The organism is Marinoscillum sp. HNIBRBA16962, from assembly GCF_057801515.1.
Genome location: NZ_CM173603.1, coordinates 916,630 through 938,659, shown reverse-complemented (window position 1 = coordinate 938,659; position 22,030 = coordinate 916,630). Strand labels below are relative to the sequence as shown.

Sequence of the window (22,030 nt, the reverse complement as noted above, 5' to 3'; positions counted from 1 at the left end):
TAACTCATCTAAAGAATCATTGATCACTTCCATGCCTCAAAACGTAACCATAGAATACTGCAAGCTCTGCCGCTGGATGATGCGAGCTGCCTGGATGGGCCAGGAATTGCTTAGCACATTTAGTGAAGAGCTGGATGAAGTCACCCTCCGCCAGGGAACAGGTGGTATCTTCAATATTTACGCCAATGACAAACTTATCTTTTCCCGAAAGGATGAAGGCCGATTCCCGGAAATTACAGAACTCAAGCAACTGGTCAGGGATGAAATAGCCCCGGACAAGTCTTTGGGGCATTCGGATAAGAAGTGATCTTACAACGTCTCAATTCCGAATTGCACTGCCGCATCCTTCAATTTTTTATCCAAAGTCGCTAACATCGCAGAATTATTTGATGCAGAATAAAGATATGATGCATCGTAGACAGAAAGATCAAATTGGCTTGCCAGGCTAGTGATCTGTTGAAATTCATCAATCGAAAATGCACTATTCAAAACTGGTAAATTTCTAAGTAATTTAATCGCTCGTCTTAATCCCTCTTGATCAATTCTATTCCTTTTCAAACCAACACTTAAGACATTGAAGATTTCATAGTAAAATATGGGATTGATAATGAGCGTAAGCAACCCATCAAAAACCTTAGCCATCAATTCTTCAACCTGTAATGAATCTTCATCTTCAAAGAAGAATGGAATGACATAAGAACAATCCACAACAATTTTATGCCCTTCCTTCATCCCTCCATTTCAAAATTTCATCAATAGAAATATTACGTTCTTTGCTGAATTTTTTCCTCATTTGCCTAAAATATTCCTTTTGCTCTTCCCAGTTAAATTCTTCTTTTTTAGTTACCGGAGATATTTCAGCAATAGGTTTACCATGTTTGGTTATTACATAATTTTCCCCCTTTGAAACTTCTTCAAGTATCTTTGAAAGATGGGTCTTTGCGTCAAATGAGCCAATTGTTTTCATTTCAACTAGATTATTAAACTAGTTTAATTAATTTTTTCTTAAAGAACAAGCTTCTTATGATTGTAAGTTCTTATGCAACCAGATAAAAAAAGTTTTTCCATCAAATCCATCGCCAAAAACTTAGGCTTCTCCTACTGCGGAATCTCCAAAGCAGAATTTCTCGAAGAAGAAGCTCCGAAACTGGAGGAATGGCTCAACCGTGGCTACCAGGGCAAAATGAGCTACCTGGAAAACCACTTTGAAAAGCGGCTGGATCCAACTAAACTGGTACCCGGAGCGAAATCAGTAGTCTCACTGGTTTACAATTATTATCCTGAAACCCAGCACCAGGATGGACCCTACAAAATAGCCAAGTATGCCTATGGCAAAGATTACCACTTTGTCATAAAAGACAAACTGAAAACCTTCATGGAGCGGATCAAAGAAGAGATCGGTGAAGTGGAAGGGAGAGTCTTTGTGGATTCTGCGCCGGTACATGAAAGGGCTTGGGCTGCTAAAAGCGGTATCGGATGGGTAGGCAAAAATACACTCCTCCTCAACCGGGAAATGGGCAGTTTCTTTTTTCTGGCCGAGCTGATCATTGATCTGGAGCTGGAGCCTGATGGTCCCATGAAAGACTACTGCGGTACATGTACAGCATGCCAAGATGCCTGTCCAACAGACGCTATTCCCGAACCTTATGTGGTAGATGGCAGTAGATGTATCTCTTACCTGACAATCGAGTTGAAAGACGAAATACCGACAGAGTTTCAAGACAACATGGAAGGATGGGCTTTTGGGTGTGACATCTGCCAGGATGTGTGCCCCTGGAACCGCTTTTCCAAACCACATAATGAACCAGCTTTTAAACCTCAGGGCTGGGAAAAATTTTCCAAACAGGACTGGGAGGAAATGACCGAAGAAACCTTTCGTAAGGTCTTTAAGAAGTCAGCTGTGAAGCGGACAAAGTTTGAGGGATTGAAGCGGAACATCAAATTTATCAGGGAAGCAAAAGAGTAGAGACACAATGCATGCGTCTCGACTGTCATGATCTATTAAATTGATCCTGATCCCAATTACCGGGATTATTGATAATATATTTAGAAATCCTATAATAGTCATCCATTGACCGGATGATGTGATCATGAAACCGGGACTGCCAGTTAAATTCGATCTGGTTTTTACGCGCATAGGTTGTCACCGCAGATTTGTACCCGCGAATGATAGACGCCAGGTTTTTTCGTTGCGGACCGAATTGGTTTTTTGGGGTGGGTTCGTCGTTGGTATTCGTGGTAGAGACGCAATGCATCGCGTCTCTACCATTAAATTCATTACCCCCAATGATCACAATCCCATGAATATGATTGGGCATGACCTGAAATTCACCCAATTCCAGGTTCATGTCCGGTCGTAAACCTGGCGTTTTATACCATTCGTCACGAGCCATTTCCCCCACAGATGATAATTCCATTTCGCCTTTCAAAATTTTGCCGAAATAACATTCCCTGTCTTTGGTACATATTGTCACAAAATACAATCCCTCAGAGCCATAATCCCACGTTTGCAATCGTGCAGATGTTATCCGGTAGGTATTCTTGTACAGATCAGCCATGATTTATATTGATTATCCGGTTTTTTCGAACTAAACCCACAACCAGCCTTCTGAAAACTCCCTGATCTTGTGTCGCTTTGAGTGTCGTCTCCCCAATCGGCTTTTGGTAAAGATGACATAGAATCCGGCTACCTCAATACGATCCCATTGTGGATGTTTTGCTATACTAAATGGATACCGCTTAAAAGTCAATGTTCAGACCAACGAAAAATAATTTTACTTCCCTAAAGCGAGCCTCAAGCAAAGCACAGCCAGAACAGCAGTTGCTATTGAGAAAAACTTTTCAAACATTGATTCTGCCAACAAATTTCCTATTGTATTCAAAACGAAAAGAAAAAACAGCACCCACGTACCGATCTTTGCCACGCCCTTCAGCCACGGTATCCTAATTCGCTCAGATCTAATTAAAACCACAAAGAAACATACCATTACCACAGCCAAAGAAACAATCTCAAATACCAGTAGTTGATTGCTGGTTTCCATCTTGCCACCCCACAAATACTCTACCGGGACAAAATCAAAGAAAACAATGCCAATGATCACTGACAGGTGAAAAATTCCAATTACTCCAAAAAGAATCAGACTAAGCAGACCCGCATGTTGGAAACTGACAAGCTTTTTCATACCAGTAATTTAAATACGTTTCCACTATATACTTTCAAAAAAATAATACCGCCATAAAGCATATTCCAATATCATTGCTTAATATGGTACTTTGAAAAATTGTAACACCTGACCTATGAAAAATTACGCAATCCCCCATTTTTTAATTGTGGTATCAGCACTTCTGTTTTTCTCATGTGGCACGGATAACCAATCCGGCGACCAAATCACAAACGACCCGCGATTTGCAGAGTATATCAAGAGTCGTACGGATGGAACCATCTCCAAAAAAGATAATATCACGGTTCAGTTCACGGACATTGTTCCTTTGCCTGATGACTTGCAACTGGATGAACTGTTCTCCATTGAACCTTCACTGGATGGTGAATTGGTAAAAACAGATGCACATGCCATTGTTATCTCACCTGAAAACGGATTGAAATCCGGACAAAGCTTCGTTTTTACACTCAAACTGAATGCACTGATGGAGGTGCCTGAGGGCCTGGAAGAATACCTGTTCCGGGTGAATGTCATTGAGCAGAATTTTGACATTGAACTGACTCCTGTTCAGGCGCCGGACCCGGCTAACCCAGACATGCTGGAATTTGAAGGACTGATCACTACAGCAGATTTTTCAGAAAATGAATCTGTTGAAAAAATGATCACAATGGATGAGCAGCTCCAGGTAACGTGGCGACATCTAAGCAGCACCTCACACCGATTTGCAGTGACGGGGATCAAACGAGAAGAAAAACCGAGAACCATAGTAGTCAATGGGTCAGGCAGCCCCATCGGGGTAAAAAGATCAGTGGACCTGCGTGTGGAGGTGCCGTCTATCCAGGTTTTCTCAGTGATTTCCACTAAAGTGGAAAAAACGGGAGATCCATACGTTTCTGTATACTTTTCAGACCCGCTCGATAGTAAACAAAACCTTGCCGGACTGATCCAGCTGGAAGGTCAGAACAATCCGGGAATGGTCATTGAAGGCAACGAACTCAAGATCTACGTTTCCAACAACATCAGCGGCAGCAAAAAGCTGGAGATCTCCGAGGGGTTAAAAAACTCTAAAGGAAAAACACTGGGCCAGACAGTGACCAGCTATGTGGCTTTTGAACCCGAGAAACCACAAGTTAAGCTCATTGGAAACGGAACTATTCTGCCATCTACTGACGGACTGGTTTTACCTTTTGAAGCGGTAAACCTAAAAGCTGTCCAGGTTGAGGTGGTCAAGATCTATGAAGATAATCTGCCACAATTTTTCCAGGTCAACAGCTACAGGGGGGATGAGCAGGTCAGACGCGTAGGTCAAAAAGTGATTGATCAGAAAGTTTCCCTGGAAGAAAAAGCAAAAGACCTGGCTTCATGGAACCGCTTTACATTGGATCTTTCAGGCTTATTCGAAGCTGAAAAGGGCGCACTCTACCAGGTTCGGATTGGTTTCCGCCCGGATTATACAAACTACCCTTGTGAAACAGCTTTTGAATCAATGGAAGGTTCAGATGAGTCCGGGGACTGGTCGATTTATGATTACGATGGATTTGAATCCTGGGGAAATCTATGGGATTATCGGTACCCTAACGGATATAAATGGTCTGAGCGGGAAAACCCATGCCATGTGTCCTATTACATCTCCAATCGATTTGTTACCACCAGCCTGCTTGCAACAGACATTGGGCTGATCACCAAAATTGGCGGAGACAATGCCGTACACATCTTCACCACCAACATGACCACCGCTGAGCCTATCCAGGCAAACATTAAAGTCCTTGACTATCAACTGCAGGAAATGGCCAATGTAAACACCGATCCTGACGGGAAAATAACGATCCGCCCTGAGCAACGACCATTTTTGGTCATTGCTGAGGCTGAAGGCCAAAAATCTTACCTGAAGCTGGCAGACAATGAATCTTTGTCCATGAGCAACTTTGATGTGTCCGGAACGCGAGTCAGAGGAAATATCAAAGGGTTTATCTATGGTGAGCGCGGTGTCTGGAGACCTGGAGATAACATACATTTATCCTTCATGCTGGAAGATCCGGAAGACCGCATACCTGCAGACCACCCGGTGATTATGGAGCTTCGTGACCCACGTGGCAACCTGAAAGACAAGCAGGTCTCAACCAGTGGTGTATCCGGCCTGTATACCTTCCACACTAAAACCAGCCCGGAAGATGTGACGGGAAATTGGTGGAGCACCATTTCCGTAGGTAACAACAAGTTTTCCAAAACGGTAAAAGTGGAAACCATCAAACCCAATCGGTTGAAGATCAACCTGGACCTGGGTGCTGACCGGATTACTCCGGCTGAAAGGAATCTTTCTGCGGACCTGCATGTGGATTGGCTCACAGGACTCACCGGGAGCAACCTCAAAGCCGAAACAGAGCTGAGGCTCACAGAAACAAACACTATCTTCAATGGATACACTCAATACGAATTTGATGATCAGGGCAAAAGCTTTTACCAGGACCCTGAGCAGGTTTTCAGCGGCCAGGTAGATGCCAATGGTGATGCAACAATCAACGTCCCATTGCCCGGAAACCCAAAATCGCCGGGTGCACTTCGGGCGGTTTTCAATACAAAGGTTTTCGAACCGGGTGGAGGATTTTCCATCAACAGCAAATCAGTTACATACCTGCCCTATGAATCCTTTGTAGGTATCAATCTGACTACTGCGGAGCGCGGCTATCGCATAGAACGAGATAAGCCTCAGCAACTGCAAGTGGTTACTCTGGATGCCAACGGACAGCCTATTAACCGCCAGGGACTTGAATTTACACTTTACAAACTCAACTGGCGCTGGTGGTGGGACCAGTCTGAGGACTACACAACCAACTACCTGTCTTCAAGCTATGCTTCCAAAGTGAAATCTGAAAAGATCAACACCTCCGGAGGTAAAGGCCAGGTAAATTTTGAGATCAAAAGCCCGAACTGGGGACGATACATTGCTGTCGTTAAAGATCCGGTTTCCGGTCATTCATCGAGTAAAATTTTCTATACCAGCTGGTATGGAGACTCGGGAGACAATGCCTTGGGAGCTACCACTTTACAGGTGAGCACTGATAAAGCCGAGTATTCCGTAGGCGAAAAAGTCAATGTAACCATGCGCGGAAGCCTTTCAGGTCAGGCTCTGGTGAGTATTGAAAACGGAAGCAGTGTACTGGATAACTTCTGGATCAAAACGGACCGTGAGTGGACCACTTTCACCGTGGATGTAACTCCGGAAATGGCTCCAAATGTATACTTGCATGTTACTTTACTTCAGCCTCACGGACAAACTACCAACGACCTGCCAATCCGCCTTTATGGAATTTCTCCAATCAAGGTTGTTGACGAAGCTACCAGACTTAGTCCACAGCTGAAGATGGCTGATGAGCTGGAACCGGGAGGCCCGGTGGAGTTAACCATTTCAGAGGCCAATGGTAAACCCATGGCCTATACAGTAGCAGTGGTAGATGAAGGACTGCTGGACATTACAAATTATCAAACTCCTCAGCCCTGGGAACATTTTTACAGCCGGGAAGCCATCGGAGTAAAAACCTGGGACCTGTATAATGATGTTATTGGTGCTTACGGGGGCAGACTGGAACGTTTACTCGCAATTGGCGGAGGAATGGATGCTGAAAGTGAAAGTGATAAGCCCCAGGAAAACCGCTTTAAACCAGTTGTTCAATTCATGGGGCCTTTTTACCTGGAGGCAGGAAAATCCAAAAAGCATTCTTTCACTATGCCTCAGTACATTGGCTCGGTGAAAACCATGGTGGTAGCCGGATTGGATGAAGCTTATGGAAGCGTGGATAAAGCCACACCGGTTATTAAACCATTGATGGTATTGGGCACACTTCCTCGTGTAGTTGGCCCGGGAGAGAAAGTAAGCCTGCCGGTAAATGTATTTCGATACAAAGACAATATCAGAAACGCCAAAATCTCAGTGGAGGCTTCAGGAGTACTAAGTCTGGATGGTTCAAAATCACAAAATATCAGCCTGGACAAAGAAAGTGGCACATTGTATTTTGACCTTTCAGTCGCTGATGAGCTTGGAGCTGGCAAGGTGACGATAACAGGTACTTCTGGTGGTGAGTCGGCTAAGCATGAGATCAATATCGCCTCGCGATCTCCAAATGCACCACAAACTACTGTAAAAGTGGTACCGGTGGAAGCAGGTCAGTCAAAAGACCTAAGTGCAAAACTTTTCGGAATGGAGGGCACCAATGAGGTAGCTTTAGAAATCGCCTCAATACCGCCGATCAACCTGGAGCAGCGACTCAAATACCTCATCCGGTATCCACATGGGTGTATTGAGCAAACTGTTTCCTCCGCATTCCCTCAGCTCTTTTTGGCAGATGTAACCGAACTGTCAAGTGAACAAGTGATCAAAACGGAAAGCAATATCAGAAACGCCATCAAAAAGCTGGAACGTTTCCAGGGAGCAAGTGGCGGACTGAGCTACTGGCCCGGATATGATAACCCCAATAGCTGGGGAACGAGCTATGCATATCATTTTCTGATAGAGGCTCAAAAGAAAGGCTATGTAGTTCCTAATGAATTAATAGATCGTATTCGAAACTTCCAGCGAAATAAGGCCAGAAACTGGACCAAATCCGTAGATCACAGCAACTCCGACCTGATCCAGGCCTATCGCCTGTTTACATTGGCTATAGGAGGCTACCCGGAACTTGGAGCCATGAATCGCCTGAGGAATACCTCAGGAAAATCAGTTCAGTCTATTCACAAACTTGCAGCAGCCTATGCAGCCATGGGCCAGGCAGATGCCGCCAAAAAACTCATGGAAGGAAATGCACGAAGCAGCTTGAAAGAACATCCATATCATTACTATTATGACAACTATGGTTCTTTCACCCGAGATCTTTCCATGCTTTTAGAGGCTTACGTTTATCTGGATAACAAAACGGAAGCTTTTAAAGTACTTCAGGAAATCTCTGAAAAGCTGTCTTCAGACCGGTGGATGAGCACACAAACTACGGCCTACTCTTTACTGGCGATCAGTAAATATGTGAATGCTAACAGTTCTGATAAAGGACTAAAAGCAGCAGTAAGCTACGGCAGTACAAACACGACCTGGTCTTCAGACCGGGCGATCTACCGATCAGACATTCCAGCTAAAGAAAGCAGCTCTCTGAAAGTGGAGAACCAGGGAGAAGCCACGCTATTTGCTACCCTGACTGTAACCGGCACACCAAAACCCGGTGATGAGCCGGTAGAGAGTTCCGGGCTGGATATCAGCGTGCAATACCTCGATCTGAATGGCCGACCAATCAATCCGGATAGTCTGAAACTAGGACAGAGCTTTGAAATACTGGTAAATGTGAAAAATCGCTACGAATTAGGTAGTGTCAGGGATATTGCGTTGACGCACATTTTGCCTTCAGGGTGGGAGATACAAAATGACCGGCTGAATGACAATGAGACCAATGAGTATAGTCACTTCGATTTTCAGGACATTCGCGATGACCGGGTGTATACCTATTTTGACCTGCGCCAAAATGAGCAGAAGACGTTCAAGCTAAGTGTCACCGCAGCGTATCCCGGTAAATATTATAGGCCGGGACTTCAAGCAGAAGCGATGTATAAAGCATCCATTTCAGCCAAAACTGCAGGAAAGTGGATTACGGTTGGTGAGTAAAGAATGCCTAAGAGAGGACTATATAGTTATAAATGGAAGCGCAGAAACTACTGGTTTCTGGCGCTTCTTTTGCTCATTGGATATCTCTGGTGGCCCACCAAAATACCTCAGGCAGCTACATCTACAGTCATCAACGATCGACATGGCAACCTGCTAAGTGCATCTATAGCGGAAGATGAGCAATGGCGCTTCCCAACTGCAGACTCTGTCCCCTACAAACTGGAGCGGTGCTTCCTGAACTTTGAAGACGAGTACTTTTATTATCATCCTGGCGTCAATCCGGTTTCTTTGGTTAGAGCCACCTATCAAAACATAAAAGCAGGAAAAGTGGTGAGCGGTGCAAGTACGGTCACCATGCAGATAGCCCGAATGATGCGGGACAGGGAACGAACCATCTGGCAAAAGCTGATTGAAATGCAACTGGCTTTGCGGCTGGAATTTAGTTACTCCAAAGAAGAACTTCTTAAACAATATGTTTCCATGGCCCCTTTCGGTGGAAATGTGGTTGGCATTAATGCCGCTTCCTGGCGCTATTATGGGCGGCCACCGCATTTGCTCAGCTGGGCTGAATCGGCCACCCTGGCCATATTACCAAATCAACCGGGCGCTATCTTCCCAGGTACAGCCATGAAACCCCTGAAAAGCAAACGGGACTTCCTGCTAAAAAAACTCTTTGAGAATGAAGTCATCGACAGCCTGACTTATGAACTCAGCCTTGAAGAACCCCTTCCTGATCGTCCGTTTGACATTCCACAAAAAGCTCCACACCTACTGACCACCTTTCTCGAGCAGCATGATGGTAAGCAAATCACTACTACGCTGGATCCTTTCTGGCAGGAAAAAACCACCGAAATTGTCGAGCGAAAACATCAACGGTTAAAAACAAACGGTGTGGATAACCTGGCAGTGATCGTGGTAGACCTGGAAAATGGAAAAGTATTATCCTACGTCGGGAATACTACCGATCAGGAAGCTGATGGATTCCAGGTAGACGTGATTCAGCGTCCGCGGAGTTCAGGCAGCATTTTAAAACCATTGCTTTATGCAAAAGCTCTGAACGAAGGGTTGATCTTACCAGAAACACTCCTACCCGATATACCCAGCTTTTTTGGAGGGTACACACCCAAAAATTTCAATCATGGGTACGAAGGGGCTCTAAAGGCCGATCAGGCTCTTTCCCGCTCATTAAACATTCCGTTTGCACACCTGCTAAGAGATTATAAATACGAGAAATTTCATCAGGATCTGAAAAAGTTTGGCCTGACAACCTTGCAGGAGGACCCCGGTCATTATGGTCTCTCCATGATCCTCGGTGGTGCTGAAGTGAAGCTTTGGGACCTGGCCCAGGTCTATTTCAGCCTATATCGTCGGCTGGCCAATGAGTACAATTACCAAATCCATTTTGATGGAAATCCCAAAAAGCTGGCCGATGTGGATGCGCAGGAAATCAATATCTGGCATACGTTCCGGGCCATGACCGAGCTTTCCCGTCCGGGGATCGATCAAAACTGGGAGAACTTCAGCTCCAGCCAGCGTATCGCCTGGAAAACGGGCACCAGCTTCGGGTTTCGGGACGCCTGGGCCATAGGTCTCAATGGAAGCATCCTCGTAGGAGTCTGGGTGGGTAATGCTGATGGAGAGGGGAGAGCAGGATTAATGGGCGCTACCTCAGCAGGCCCAATCCTGACAGAGCTGATCCGCCTTTCGGATTATGAGCCTGACTGGCTGGAACGGCTGAAACCGTTCTCGATCACTAAAAAAATATGTGCCACCTCCGGTATGCTGGCAAGTGAACATTGTGAAAAAACAAAAGATATGGAGCTTGGCTCCAATGCAGAGCTCTCTGGTCTGTGTACTTATCATCAGCGTTTTTGGCTGGATGAAACCGAAACGTTTGCCATCAACCGCTCGTGCTACCCGGCTGAGAGCGCCAGGGAGAAGTCACTTTTTATCCTGCCTCCCACCATGGGCTATTATTACAAAAAGACCCATTCCGGCTATTCCGGAAGACCGGCCACATTGCCAGGTTGTGAAACCAGGGTAGAAAATCTACTGGCCATCACCTACCCGACACCAAATGCCAAAGTCTTTATTCCACGCGAGCTGGCAGGAACTTCCAGTGAAGTGATCATGGAGGCTTCCCATCAGGATCCCACAGCGGAACTTTTCTGGCACATCAATGACGAATACATCGGATCAACTTTCGGTGAACACAAACAATCACTGCAGCTAGGCAAAGGTGTTTATAATATCCTGGTACTGGATGAGCAAGGTAATTCCGTCAGCAGGTCTTTTGAGGTCGTTTCCGATCAGGGTTAATGAAGTAAGTGCTTGTTTGTGAAGCTTCCTGAAATAACTACAAAATGCTGACTACCTTCGCTATAAAACTTGAATATCCTCTACATCATCGACCTGACGGGTACCATGGTTTTTGCTATCAGTGGTGCTCTGACCGCTTTCGACAAAAAGCTGGACATCTTTGGTGTTTCAGCCGTAGCATTTATCACCGCATTAGGTGGCGGAACCCTGCGGGACCTGCTGATAGGCAGTACACCAGTGGCCTGGATGAATAACCTGAACTACCTGATTATGATCGTCCTGGGCATTACGGTAGCTATTTTGTTTAGAAAACAGGTTCAAAAACTTCGCAAAACATTTTTTCTGTTTGACACCATCGGAATAGCTGTATTTACAATATTAGGGCTGCAAAAATCACTCGAAATTGGTGTCTCACCCATTATCGGGATCATGATGGGCATGGTATCCGCGGTGTTTGGCGGGGTAATCCGTGATATTGTCTGCAATGAGATCCCGCTGATCTTTCGAAAGGAAATCTACGCCCTCACATGCATAGCAGGCGGTATTGTTTTTGTTTTGCTTAACTATCTGGGCATTTCACAGCTTTGGAATGTACTGATCACAGCTGGCTTTATTGTCTCCTTCCGAATACTCGCTGTAAAATACCACTGGCAATTACCCAATTTTTCATGACAGATTATGATTACTTTTACAGCCCAAAAATGACGCCCCCGTTTCATAAAGCATTATATGGAGTCCCTGCCTTTGTCGGCAGGCAGGCATATGGACAATAATTGAGAACCTATTGTAATGGTCTGATAATCAAGTACCAAATTTCAAAAATTTGAGTTATCAAAACAGAGTTTATATAAAATATGGGCACAAACAATCACGCCATCCTACTTATCCACTGTAATGATCGAAAAGGGTTAATTACCACCATTACTAATTTCCTTTTTGAGCATAATGGAAACATTATAGATCTTGATGAGCACGTGGAGAAATCCGAGGGGATCTTTTTCATGCGTGTGGAATGGGAGCTCGACGGCTTTGACATCCCGAGAGAAGACATCTATGCTGCTTTTGAAAATAAGATCGCCAGCCAGTACGAGATGCAATGGCAACTGCATTTTACCGACAAAAAACCCCGGATGGCCATTTTTGTATCCAAAGCATCTCATTGTCTGTATGACATCCTTTCGAGGCATTATTCAGGAGAATGGCAGATTGAGATCCCGGCGATCATTTCCAATCATACGGTCCATAAGGAAGTAGCGGACCGCTACGGGATTCCATTTTATCACTTTGAGATCACCATAGAGAATAAATCAGAGATCGAACGGGCGCAGATGACACTCCTGGCAGAGTTAAATATCGATTTTCTGATCCTGGCTCGCTACATGCAGATCCTTAGTGATGAATTTATCAGTGCATTCCCTAATAAGATCATCAACATTCATCACTCCTTTCTTCCAGCTTTTGCCGGAGCAAAACCTTATCACCGTGCCCATGAGCGGGGTGTAAAGATCATAGGAGCTACCAGTCACTATGTCACAGCAGACCTGGATGCGGGACCGATCATCGAACAGGATGTGGTGAAGATCTCACATAAAGACTCCATTGAGGATCTGGTCAGAAAGGGAAAAGATTTAGAAAAAATTGTACTATCCCGTGCTATCTGGACCCACCTGCAACGAAAGACACTCGTGCATAAAAACAGGACGGTCATCTTCGATTAGACTCAGGCCATCGATTTTTAATTTCCTTTTGATGGTTAAGCTCTTATCTTCATGCCTATGAAGAAAACCCAGCTATTAGTCGTCGAGGATGCCGAAGAAGTGTTAGAAGGCCTGGTTGAAATCCTGGAGGGTAATTTTGCGGACATCATTCAGGTAACCAAAGCTCAAAATGGAGCCGAAGCATTCGAAAAGCTGAAGGCAAGCGGAACTGACATCCTCATTACCGATGAGAAAATGCCCTACATGAATGGCGATGAGCTCATATCCTCACTCCGCAAGGATGCAATCTACCAAAACCTTAAAGCCATCTTTTTGATCACTGCATTATACGACTTAAAAGGTCTTCAGGCTCAGCATCCGGATGTGAAAGTGATCAGCAAGATGAATATTTTTGACTCACTCATTCCGGAGCTGCGGATGATACTTGATAATTAGTACCGGGCAGACATTCCTTTAGAGAGATTCAAGCATAAAAAAGGCGAACCCTGACAAATTCTACCGGTTCAGGCTGACTGACAGTATTCTATTATTCCTGCTTTTATCCTTTTGAAAGTTTCCTCAAGAATTTCTTCATTTTCTTCAAGTAAGGTAATCCTGAAACCAAGTAGCTCCGAAGCAAATGAAGAAATGGGCACCACACATACCTGCTTAGCCGCCAGCAGATAATACACAAACCGCTTATCCAGTGTCATATTATTGCTTTCAAACCAGCTGTCCAGTAGCTTTTGCACCCGCTCATCCTCTATCTTAAGAAACTGCTTATCATTCAGCACATTGGGCTCAAAGATCATGGTATTGTAAAACGCGCCATTCGTCTGGTTAAACTTGACATACGGCACTTCCTTAAACACCTCATTGAGATAAGCGCTGCGTCTCCCGATCTTATCTTTGGTCTCATTAATAAAGCCTGCATACCTGGCATCTTTCATAATTCGAGGGATAGCTCTTTGCGGGAGTTTTGTCGAGCTCACCTCGATCATCTTTGCATTATCAATGGTATCACATAGACGTGCAAATTCTTTACTAGTGGTCCTGTTGTAGTACTCTGCCCACCCACAGCGTGCTCCGGGCCATGGAAACTCCTTGGAAATACCCTTCAGAGATATTGCCGGTACATCTCCAATCACCTCTGAAAGCGTGCATGTCTGAGCTCCATTGTAAATGATATTCATATAGATCTCATCACAAATGATAAAGAGATCAAACTCCACCGCGATCATTACCATCTTCTCAAGGATCTCCCTGGGATAGACCATCCCGGTAGGGTTGTCGGGATTGATAATGAGGATCCCTACTATATTGGGATTGTAGCGAACCTTATTGTACAAGTCTTCAATATCCGGATACCAGAGATTATCCGGGTCCAGCTTATAAGTGATCGGGTGATGGTTAGCATGTGCGGCTTCTGCCGAACTATGCGTAGAGTATGCAGGTGATGGCCCTATCACCCTGGCTGTTGGCAGCAGGTACTGATAGATCTTGGCAATAGCATCTCCCAGCCCATTAAAAAAAGTAATGTCCTGAGGACCAATTTGTGCTCCGCCTCTATCATTATTGACCTCAGCTAAAAACTCTCTGGTAGATAGTACTCCCTTGGAATGACTATAACCATAAGTATCATCCTCGTATAGGAGACCCGCTATGGTATCTTTCATCCATTGTGGTAAAACATGGTTTTTCTGTATCGGATCACCAATATTCTCCCAAAAAATTTCGTATCCCAGGGCTTCCAGCTGCTCGGCCTTCTTTACAATGCCTCTGATCTCATAAGAGAGTTCATCAGCCCCATCTCTTAATAACTTCTGTCGCATACCCTAAAAAATAAGCTACGAAGGTAGGAGAAAGTGAAGGTATTTTGAAAGTCTGCCGAATAAAGTTCCTCTTATTTTTTGTGGGACTATATAAAATTCTTCAAAATCAGGATATACCTCATCTGGAAATTCCAAATACCATATAAAACAAAACCACACCCGCTATAGCGAACAATCCTGCAATTAACCCTCTGAACAGCTGATTTAAACCGCTGCTACCTTTCCTTACCCACCTGATGACATAAGAATCTGCCAGTATACCTAAAACTATATCCATAATTTTTTAAAAAAGGTTCCTATCACCCCGTTAGTAACACCTAAACCACCGAAGATTACAAAGAGCTAAATTATTCTTGCATTAAAAATGTAAAAGGTATATTTTAACATTCAAATTAAAAAACCGCTAAATGGATTTCAATTTTTCGGACTGGTGGGATTCCATGTCTACTTTACTCCAGGTCTATTGGGGATTTGCTATCCCTTTCACACTCATTTTTCTAATCCAAATGGTGTTAACCTTTATCGGTGGGGATTTTGACACGGATGGGTCAGCGGATGTTGATGTGGAGACCGATCACGGAGCGGGATTTCAGTTCTTTACTATCAAAAATTTTGTAGGTTTTTTTACATTGTTTGCCTGGACAGGCATCGCCTGCCTGGAGTCCGGTTTTTCGGGAGGTGTTACACTATTGGTCTCCTTCCTGTCAGGTTTGGCCATGATGCTCCTCATGGCCGGTATATTTTATTATTTCAGCAAGCTCAACGATTCGGGAACGCTTTCCATTAAAAATGCAGTAGGCGGAATCGGGGAAGTTTATCTTACTATCCAGGCCAAAAGGGGAAATATCGGAAGAGTCTTAATCAAAGTCCAGGGCTCACTGCGTGAACTGGAAGCTATAACAGACGATAATAAAGACCTACCCACAGGATCAGTAATTTCTGTCACTGATGTCATCAATAATAGTACACTAGTAGTCACTAAATCAATCAAGTAAATGTCAGGAACCTTCATTTTTATAGTAGCGGCAGTAATCATTTTTGTTTTCGTACTGCTCATAGGGCTATTTCAGAGATACAAGCGGTGCCCGTCAGACCGTATTCTCGTTGTTTATGGAAAAGTCGGAAAAGGAACAGACGACTTAGGAAGGTCCGCAAAATGTATCCATGGAGGTGCTGCTTTTATTTGGCCCATTATTCAGGACTATGAGTTTCTGGACCTTACCCCTATGTCCATAGAGGTATTACTTACCAACGCACTAAGTCGTCAGAATATAAGGGTGGACGTTCCTTCAAGGTTTACGGTAGGTATCTCCACAGAAGAGGGAATCATGAACAATGCCGCTGAAAGACTTCTCGGTCTTTCTCAGGAAAACATCCATGACCTGGCTAAAGACATCATTTTCGGTCAGTTGCGTTTGGTAGTCGCTACCATGGATATTGAAGAGATCAACAGCAATCGGGATAAATTTCTGGCCAATGTGGCCTCTAATGTGGAAGCTGAACTAAAGAAGATCGGTCTCAAACTCATCAACGTAAACGTAACTGACATCAAAGACGAGTCAGGCTATATCGAGGCTCTGGGTAAAGAGGCGGCAGCCAAAGCGATCAACGATGCCAGGAAAAGTGTGGCTGAAAAAGAACGAGACGGATCTATAGGGGAAGCTAATGCTCATCAGGATCAACGAGTAAAAGTAGCATCAGCCAATGCATCAGCAGTAGAAGGAGAGAATACAGCAAAAATAAAAATTGCTCAGTCAGACGCTGCACGTAGGGAAAAAGAAGCTGAAGCTCAGAAAATAGCCATCGCCGCAGAAAAAGTGCAAACAGCTAAAGCCCTGGAAGAGGCTTATGCAGCAGAGCAGGAAGCAGAAAATGCCAGAGCAACCCGGGACAAATCCACACAGACAGCCGACATAGTGATACCTGCACAAATCGACAAAGAGAAAGTAGAAATAGCGGCTGAGGCTGAAGCTGAGATGATCAGAAGAAAAGCCCGCGGTGAAGCTGATGCAATCCTGTTTAAGAAAGAAGCAGAAGCAAAAGGTATCTATGAAGTACTAACCAAACAGGCAGAAGGATTTAAGCAGATCGTAAATGCAGCAGGAGATAATTCACGTGATGCCGTGTTGCTGATCATAGCTGACAAATTAAATGATCTGGTCCGACTTCAGACCGAAGCAATTAAAAACATTAAGATAGACAAAATCACCGTTTGGGATAACGGAAAGGGTGATAATGACAAATCCTCTACCGCTAATTTCATTTCGGGACTTTATAAATCCGTGCCTCCACTTCAGGAGATGTTTGGTATGGCAGGGATGGAACTGCCTGAATACCTGAAAGGAAAGTCTACTGAAGAAATTCAGGAAATGGCTAAAGAAGTAAAGGCTAAAAAGAAAGGTGAGGACAAAGAGCAGGGCGCTTCTTCAAAAGAAGAGTCTCCAAAAGGGGACAAAAGCTGACCCGCATTCATAAAACCTCATGATATTTAGCGCATGTGATTGATTTACTGCGGAGTTGAGTTATAAGATAAAAAATACGAATCAGGATAACTCAAATTCGGGCTATGACTCAAAACAGGGATTCTAAACCAGGGTCTGCTGCAAAAGATGGCTACTTTCTTCGTGTAAATACAAAAGGGATCGATTTACCGTCCCCGGAAATGGTAGCGGTAAGTTGCTCTTCTTTTAGTTCATAAGTAATCTCCTTTGGGAAATCATGTTGCGGATTGGTACATCTGAAATAGCCCTCACGTATTTCGGTGACTTTAAAAAGGGTAGGCTCGGGATTTTGCGGAACATCCGCTACGTAGTAAATCTCCCCTTCCATTTGTTTAATTCGTAGCTTTTCCACGAAAGTGGTATCTCCGTCTTTCATGGAGATTCCCTGCCCCATCAGCTGGTCTTCTCCTTTTACCCAAACCTCATAAGCCTCTTTTCCCGGTGACATGCCGGTTCTTTTCCACTTGCCTGCCAGCCAGTCAAACTGGCTCAAATCTCCCTCCGCAGGTTGGGCGGCGCAGGCTGCACCAATGCCCATACAAAAAAGCAGTAGTATTCTATTCATCTTTTTTTCTGACAAAAGAAACGTAGTCTGCATTTCAGATATAGTAAAAAACCGACATTTTACTTTTTCATAAAGAAATTGGCCATATTTTCATGATCAAACATGTATTTGGAAGGGTCTTCCCCGGTAAACTCCTTAAAGTTTTTAATGAAATGAGACTGATCAGTATAACCGGTTTTAAAAGCCACCCCAGCCCAGGAGAAATCGTCCTTGGCTATCTGATGGAAAATATAGCTGAACCGAATAACCCGTGAATAAAACTTTGGGGAAAGACCAACCTGCTTTTTAAAAAGACGCTCCAGCTGGCGCTCCCCTATTCCCGCTGCTTCGATGACGGTTTTAATTCCCACCATCCCATGCACGTCCAAAATTAGCTTTATGGCTCTGTCCAGGGAGTTGTTTACAGCTGGTTTCAGGCTTGACAACCACTTTTCAATGACCGGTATCGCCCTTTCAGGGTCAGCAAGCAAGGGAGTCAACGTTGACGAAAGTTGTTCCCAGTCCGGGTAATATTTTTCCAGGGAAACTACTCTATCGGTGGTCCCGGCCATCTCTACTCCAAAAAGCTGATGAACTGCGGCAGGCTGTAGCTTTATCCCGATCATGCCAGCTACTCCTGTATTTTCCAGGAAGAAATGATTTCTGATCTGACCTGCCAGGAGGTACCTGGTTTGTGTCTGCCAGCTGCCGGAAATGTTGATTCGGAATGGGTCTCCATAATGCAAAATAATCTCAGGATAGCCATCCGGAATGATCTTTTGCATTTCGATAGTATCATCTCCTTCACTATCCACGACCCAATAGCATACGACCAAATGCTTTAGCTCTTCTGTAGGGTCAATCCGCAGGTATTTCATCCAAAGTAATCCGTCATCTGGCTCCAGTAGTGATCGATCCAGCCCTGATCCAGCGAATCTTTTAGTGCATCCGGCACATCTTCGTGAACAAGCGTCAGCTCAGTGCCTTCATCCTTCTCCTTCAGTGTAATGGTGACCATGGATTGGTGTCCTTCCGGCCACTGGTCTTCATGGGCTGCCCACTTCTGCTGTATGGTTTTTCCCGGTTCCAGCTTTACATTTTCCGCTTCTATATAGCCGTCATACATGATGCACTTACCGCCAATCTCTTCCGTCATCTGGCAGCCGGAAGCCGTAAAAGTTGTTTGCCGGTTTTCATGCATATATGCCTCGTACACCTCGTCAGGGGTGATATCTTCAAAGAAATAAGTCTGGTTGATAGTAGCCATGATCGTGAGGATTGATACTCACTAAATTTAATCATAAATCGGGAAAGAGAAATACCACCCTTTGAGCAAAATCAATTCTTCCTTTTCGGACCCGTTTGAGAGTATTAGATTTGAATTACTTGGCGAGATATCGCAACCATCATTAAAACGGTACTACCAATCGTTAGCAGCTCAAGCAGGTAGAATCTTAGGTCGCAGATATGTGACACCCTCCACAGTCAGAAGGATCATCTGACTTATGGCCAAAGCTCTAAGGATCATGAGTTGAGGCAACCCTATAAAATTTTAACCCATATTATAATGGAAGATTTTGTAGTTCCTCTACTAGGCATTTTTTATTACCTATTTAAATTCCAAAGGGAAAAAAGAAAATATCTAAAAGAGAAAAGAAGGTTGATTTCAGATTTAAAAAAATTACTAAAAGACCTATAACAACAAAAAACCCTCTCCCCCAATAATAATCAGGAAAAGAGGGTTTTCATTATCTATATGAATTGGGTGACTGGATAACACTACTGATGTGCACATCAGTGTGGGTACTGACGCCACGGTTCAGTACGGGCCCGGCTGTTGCCTAATCGTATAAGGCCGAAGAAGTATACAGCCTCTAAAAGAGACTGTCTTTGAGTCCCACAGGGACCTATTTCTTCTTATCCTCGTCTACCTCTTCAAACTCTACATCTGACACATCAGAATCTCCGGAAGTATCAGCTCCGCCTGACTGATCTGTGCTCTGTGCCTGCTCAGCTCCCTGAGCTGCCTGCTGTGCCTGGTAGATCTCTTGTGATGCTGCTTCCCAGGCCTTATTCAAGCCTTCCATGGCTGTGTCGATCGCTGCAAGGTCCTGAGCCCCGTGGGCTTCTTTCAGCTTGGCAAGGGCACTTTCGATAGCAGACTTGTTACCATCAGAGAGCTTGTCACCATAGTCTTTCAGCTGCTTCTCTGTCTGGAAGATCAGTGAATCCGCCTGGTTGACTTTTTCTACTTTCTCTTTAGTCTGCTTATCAGATTCAGCATTGGCTTCCGCTTCTTTCTTCATCTTTTCGATTTCCTCCTCAGAAAGTCCTGAAGAAGCCTCGATCCTGATCTTCTGCTCTTTACCGGTTCCTTTGTCTTTGGCAGACACATGCAGGATACCGTTTGCATCTATATCAAAAGTCACTTCGATCTGAGGTACTCCCCTTGGCGCTGGTGGTATACCATCCAGGTGGAATCGTCCGATAGACCGGTTATCCTTAGCCATTGGTCGCTCACCCTGCAGGATGTGGATCTCCACAGATGGCTGGTTATCAGCCGCTGTTGAGAAGGTCTCGGATTTCTTCGTAGGAATCGTAGTGTTTGCCTCGATCAGCTTGGTGAACACACCGCCCATGGTTTCGATACCAAGAGAAAGTGGAGTCACATCCAGAAGCAATACATCCTTAACCTCACCAGTCAATACACCACCCTGAATTGCAGCACCGATTGCTACCACCTCATCAGGGTTTACACCTTTAGATGGCTTCTTGCCAAAGAATTTCTCTACCTCTTCCTGAATCTTAGGGATCCGTGTAGAACCACCTACCAGGATCACTTCATCCACATCCGCAGAAGAAAGACCAGCGTCGCTTAGCGCCTTTTTACAAGGCTCCATAGACCTTCTCACAAGGTCTTCGCTAAGCTGCTCAAACTTCGATCTGCTCAGTGTTTTCACAAGGTGCTTAGGCACACCATCCACCGGCATGATGTAAGGAAGGTTGATCTCTGTAGAAGATGACGAAGAAAGCTCGATCTTGGCTTTTTCAGCCGCTTCTTTCAGTCGCTGAAGCGCCATCGGGTCTTTTCGCAGATCCAGACCTTCGTCTTTCTTGAACTCTTCTGCCAGCCAGTTGATGATCACTGCATCAAAGTCATCACCACCAAGGTGTACGTCACCGTTAGTAGATTTCACTTCAAATACGCCATCACCCAGCTCCAGAATGGAAATATCGAATGTACCACCGCCAAGGTCATACACTGCGATCTTCATGTCTTTGTTTTTTTTATCAAGGCCATACGCAAGCGCTGCTGCAGTAGGCTCGTTGATAATCCGCTTCACTTCAAGACCAGCGATCTGCCCGGCTTCTTTTGTAGCCTGACGCTCTGAGTCATTGAAGTATGCAGGTACGGTGATCACCGCTTCGGTCACTTCCTGACCGAGAAAATCCTCAGCAGTGGACTTCATTTTCTGAAGGATCATTGCTGAAAGCTCCTGTGGAGTGTAATTCCTGTCACCTATTTTTATCCGAACGGTATCATTGCTACCTGACTCGAGTTTGTAAGAAACGTTTTTTCTTTCTTCGGTGACCTCAGAATACTTTTTACCCATGAATCGCTTCACGGAGCTGATGGTGTTCTGAGGGTTTGTGATGGCCTGACGTTTTGCAGGATCACCTACCTTTCGCTCTCCATTTCCACTATCCAAAAACGCCACGATAGACGGGGTAGTCCTGCGTCCTTCACTGTTTTGAATAACTACAGGCTCGTTACCTTCCATTACCGCCACGCAGGAGTTAGTCGTACCTAAGTCTATGCCGATAATCTTTCCCATTGTCAATAATTTATTTTTAAGTTCTTATTTAGTTCACTCGCTGTTTTCTATTGATCAATGGTTGTGCCAACAGGGGAATGTCAGCGAAATTGTGACAGATTGTCAGAAAGATTTGCAGGAATTATTGAAAAAGCAAAGAAATGGCTGACAAGACAGGCTATTTTTCATCCTGATCATTGTTCTTCTGCTTGCTAATGATGAATCGCACGATAATCATCAAAATGACTATGCCGATGATTAGGGCAGGCGCTATTTCATGAAGCTCCTTCAGGACCGTAGGGTCATCATCAGCACCTACTATGAAATAGATGGTAAATCCGATAAGGAAATAAAGGATATAGCGGTAATGCTTTTTCATTCCTGCTTGATTTGGCGGATGGCAAGATAAGCGATCAGTCCAGCCAAACCAAAGCTCAGGCTTATGCTTCCAAGAAGAATTGCTCCCTTCCCATAGTAGTCAAAAATGTATAAAAAAAGTTTCTGGCCCAGCACTATGGCA

The 22,030-nt window shown here is 44.6% G+C and carries 20 protein-coding genes; 9 read left to right on the top strand and 11 right to left on the bottom strand.

Translation table 11 applies throughout. From position 1 onward, the window contains the following. Positions 1 to 31 precede the first annotated feature (31 nt). On the top strand, positions 32 to 307 hold the full coding sequence (locus AC3E9V_RS03780; RefSeq protein WP_488751855.1) for an Rdx family protein: 276 nt from the start codon (positions 32 to 34) through the stop codon (positions 305 to 307). Between the two features lie 2 nt (positions 308 to 309). Here AC3E9V_RS03780 and AC3E9V_RS03775 read toward each other — a convergent pair whose 3' ends face one another. Further along, on the bottom strand, positions 310 to 732 hold the full coding sequence (locus AC3E9V_RS03775; protein ID WP_488751854.1) for a type II toxin-antitoxin system VapC family toxin: 423 nt from the start codon (positions 730 to 732) through the stop codon (positions 310 to 312). Continuing rightward, positions 716 to 967, bottom strand: a complete 252-nt coding sequence (locus tag AC3E9V_RS03770) for a type II toxin-antitoxin system Phd/YefM family antitoxin (protein ID WP_488751853.1) — start codon at positions 965 to 967, stop codon at positions 716 to 718. Before AC3E9V_RS03770 ends, AC3E9V_RS03775 begins: the two co-directional genes overlap by 17 nt. A 72-nt stretch (positions 968 to 1,039) precedes the next feature. Between AC3E9V_RS03770 and queG the strand changes: the two genes are divergently transcribed. Further along, positions 1,040 to 1,966 carry a tRNA epoxyqueuosine(34) reductase QueG gene (gene queG / locus AC3E9V_RS03765; RefSeq protein ID WP_488751852.1) on the top strand — a complete coding sequence of 309 codons (927 nt, stop codon included), beginning with the start codon at positions 1,040 to 1,042 and terminating at the stop codon, positions 1,964 to 1,966. A 25-nt stretch (positions 1,967 to 1,991) separates the two neighbouring features. Here the strand turns inward: queG and AC3E9V_RS03760 are convergent, their stop codons facing one another. Continuing rightward, positions 1,992 to 2,558 carry a transposase gene (locus tag AC3E9V_RS03760; protein ID WP_488751851.1) on the bottom strand — a complete coding sequence of 189 codons (567 nt, stop codon included), beginning with the start codon at positions 2,556 to 2,558 and terminating at the stop codon, positions 1,992 to 1,994. 216 nt (positions 2,559 to 2,774) lie between these two features. Next, positions 2,775 to 3,182 (bottom strand): hypothetical protein, encoded by a 408-nt coding sequence (locus AC3E9V_RS03755; RefSeq protein WP_488751850.1) that lies wholly within the window; start codon positions 3,180 to 3,182, stop codon positions 2,775 to 2,777. Between the two features lie 115 nt (positions 3,183 to 3,297). On the opposite strand from AC3E9V_RS03755, the gene AC3E9V_RS03750 reads away from it, so the two are divergent. From AC3E9V_RS03750 to AC3E9V_RS03730, 5 genes are all read left to right on the top strand, one after another. Then, positions 3,298 to 8,802 carry an alpha-2-macroglobulin family protein gene (locus AC3E9V_RS03750; RefSeq protein WP_488751849.1) on the top strand — a complete coding sequence of 1,835 codons (5,505 nt, stop codon included), beginning with the start codon at positions 3,298 to 3,300 and terminating at the stop codon, positions 8,800 to 8,802. 3 nt (positions 8,803 to 8,805) lie between these two features. Beyond that, positions 8,806 to 11,121, top strand: coding sequence for a penicillin-binding protein 1C (gene pbpC, locus AC3E9V_RS03745; protein ID WP_488751848.1), 2,316 nt, complete (start codon positions 8,806 to 8,808; stop codon positions 11,119 to 11,121). Positions 11,122 to 11,190: 69 nt separating this feature from the next. After that, on the top strand, positions 11,191 to 11,793 hold the full coding sequence (locus AC3E9V_RS03740) for a trimeric intracellular cation channel family protein (RefSeq protein WP_488751847.1): 603 nt from the start codon (positions 11,191 to 11,193) through the stop codon (positions 11,791 to 11,793). Positions 11,794 to 11,975: 182 nt separating this feature from the next. Then, complete coding sequence (purU, locus tag AC3E9V_RS03735; protein WP_488751846.1) at positions 11,976 to 12,839, top strand: formyltetrahydrofolate deformylase; 864 nt, start codon at positions 11,976 to 11,978, stop codon at positions 12,837 to 12,839. 57 nt (positions 12,840 to 12,896) lie between these two features. Next, on the top strand, positions 12,897 to 13,274 hold the full coding sequence (locus AC3E9V_RS03730; protein ID WP_488751845.1) for a response regulator: 378 nt from the start codon (positions 12,897 to 12,899) through the stop codon (positions 13,272 to 13,274). Between the two features lie 68 nt (positions 13,275 to 13,342). Here the strand turns inward: AC3E9V_RS03730 and AC3E9V_RS03725 are convergent, their stop codons facing one another. Then, on the bottom strand, positions 13,343 to 14,650 hold the full coding sequence (locus AC3E9V_RS03725; RefSeq protein WP_488751844.1) for a pyridoxal phosphate-dependent aminotransferase: 1,308 nt from the start codon (positions 14,648 to 14,650) through the stop codon (positions 13,343 to 13,345). 118 nt (positions 14,651 to 14,768) lie between these two features. Next, positions 14,769 to 14,927, bottom strand: a complete 159-nt coding sequence (locus tag AC3E9V_RS03720; RefSeq protein ID WP_488751843.1) for a hypothetical protein — start codon at positions 14,925 to 14,927, stop codon at positions 14,769 to 14,771. 130 nt (positions 14,928 to 15,057) lie between these two features. On the opposite strand from AC3E9V_RS03720, the gene AC3E9V_RS03715 reads away from it, so the two are divergent. Both AC3E9V_RS03715 and AC3E9V_RS03710 read left to right on the top strand, forming a co-directional pair. After that, a complete protein-coding gene (locus AC3E9V_RS03715) occupies positions 15,058 to 15,645 on the top strand; it encodes a hypothetical protein (protein WP_488751842.1) in 588 nt (195 codons plus the stop codon). Then, entirely contained in the window at positions 15,646 to 17,112 is a 1,467-nt protein-coding gene (locus tag AC3E9V_RS03710; protein WP_488751841.1) for a flotillin family protein, read from the top strand. Between the two features lie 151 nt (positions 17,113 to 17,263). On the opposite strand, the gene AC3E9V_RS03705 is transcribed toward AC3E9V_RS03710, so the two are convergent. The 5 genes from AC3E9V_RS03705 to AC3E9V_RS03685 form a co-directional block, all read right to left on the bottom strand. After that, positions 17,264 to 17,716: a DUF6265 family protein gene (locus tag AC3E9V_RS03705; RefSeq protein ID WP_488751840.1), complete on the bottom strand. Its 453-nt coding sequence runs from the start codon at positions 17,714 to 17,716 to the stop codon at positions 17,264 to 17,266. A gap of 59 nt (positions 17,717 to 17,775) precedes the next feature. Next, positions 17,776 to 18,573 (bottom strand): DUF6597 domain-containing transcriptional factor, encoded by a 798-nt coding sequence (locus tag AC3E9V_RS03700; RefSeq protein WP_488751839.1) that lies wholly within the window; start codon positions 18,571 to 18,573, stop codon positions 17,776 to 17,778. Then, positions 18,570 to 18,962: an SRPBCC domain-containing protein gene (locus AC3E9V_RS03695; RefSeq protein ID WP_488751838.1), complete on the bottom strand. Its 393-nt coding sequence runs from the start codon at positions 18,960 to 18,962 to the stop codon at positions 18,570 to 18,572. The genes AC3E9V_RS03700 and AC3E9V_RS03695 overlap by 4 nt, the downstream gene beginning before the upstream one ends. 640 nt (positions 18,963 to 19,602) lie before the next feature. Next, a complete protein-coding gene (dnaK, locus tag AC3E9V_RS03690; RefSeq protein WP_488751837.1) occupies positions 19,603 to 21,531 on the bottom strand; it encodes a molecular chaperone DnaK in 1,929 nt (642 codons plus the stop codon). Between the two features lie 157 nt (positions 21,532 to 21,688). Continuing rightward, positions 21,689 to 21,889, bottom strand: coding sequence for a hypothetical protein (locus AC3E9V_RS03685; RefSeq protein ID WP_488751836.1), 201 nt, complete (start codon positions 21,887 to 21,889; stop codon positions 21,689 to 21,691). Positions 21,890 to 22,030: the final 141 nt, after the last annotated feature.

Bases quoted from the DNA above. Each gene is read 5' to 3' on its own strand.
- AC3E9V_RS03780 (WP_488751855.1), top strand. From the start codon at position 32: ATGCCTCAAAACGTAACCATAGAATACTGCAAGCTCTGCCGCTGGATG.
- AC3E9V_RS03755 (WP_488751850.1), bottom strand. From the start codon at position 3,182: ATGAAAAAGCTTGTCAGTTTCCAACATGCGGGTCTGCTTAGTCTGATT.
- AC3E9V_RS03715 (WP_488751842.1), top strand. From the start codon at position 15,058: ATGGATTTCAATTTTTCGGACTGGTGGGATTCCATGTCTACTTTACTC.
- dnaK (WP_488751837.1), bottom strand. From the start codon at position 21,531: ATGGGAAAGATTATCGGCATAGACTTAGGTACGACTAACTCCTGCGTG.
- AC3E9V_RS03720 (WP_488751843.1), bottom strand. From the start codon at position 14,927: ATGGATATAGTTTTAGGTATACTGGCAGATTCTTATGTCATCAGGTGG.
- purU (WP_488751846.1), top strand. From the start codon at position 11,976: ATGGGCACAAACAATCACGCCATCCTACTTATCCACTGTAATGATCGA.
- AC3E9V_RS03750 (WP_488751849.1), top strand. From the start codon at position 3,298: ATGAAAAATTACGCAATCCCCCATTTTTTAATTGTGGTATCAGCACTT.
- AC3E9V_RS03695 (WP_488751838.1), bottom strand. From the start codon at position 18,962: ATGGCTACTATCAACCAGACTTATTTCTTTGAAGATATCACCCCTGAC.
- AC3E9V_RS03685 (WP_488751836.1), bottom strand. From the start codon at position 21,889: ATGAAAAAGCATTACCGCTATATCCTTTATTTCCTTATCGGATTTACC.
- AC3E9V_RS03705 (WP_488751840.1), bottom strand. From the start codon at position 17,716: ATGAATAGAATACTACTGCTTTTTTGTATGGGCATTGGTGCAGCCTGC.
- AC3E9V_RS03725 (WP_488751844.1), bottom strand. From the start codon at position 14,650: ATGCGACAGAAGTTATTAAGAGATGGGGCTGATGAACTCTCTTATGAG.
- queG (WP_488751852.1), top strand. From the start codon at position 1,040: ATGCAACCAGATAAAAAAAGTTTTTCCATCAAATCCATCGCCAAAAAC.
- AC3E9V_RS03710 (WP_488751841.1), top strand. From the start codon at position 15,646: ATGTCAGGAACCTTCATTTTTATAGTAGCGGCAGTAATCATTTTTGTT.
- AC3E9V_RS03730 (WP_488751845.1), top strand. From the start codon at position 12,897: ATGAAGAAAACCCAGCTATTAGTCGTCGAGGATGCCGAAGAAGTGTTA.
- AC3E9V_RS03760 (WP_488751851.1), bottom strand. From the start codon at position 2,558: ATGGCTGATCTGTACAAGAATACCTACCGGATAACATCTGCACGATTG.
- AC3E9V_RS03775 (WP_488751854.1), bottom strand. From the start codon at position 732: ATGAAGGAAGGGCATAAAATTGTTGTGGATTGTTCTTATGTCATTCCA.
- AC3E9V_RS03770 (WP_488751853.1), bottom strand. From the start codon at position 967: ATGAAAACAATTGGCTCATTTGACGCAAAGACCCATCTTTCAAAGATA.
- pbpC (WP_488751848.1), top strand. From the start codon at position 8,806: ATGCCTAAGAGAGGACTATATAGTTATAAATGGAAGCGCAGAAACTAC.
- AC3E9V_RS03700 (WP_488751839.1), bottom strand. From the start codon at position 18,573: ATGAAATACCTGCGGATTGACCCTACAGAAGAGCTAAAGCATTTGGTC.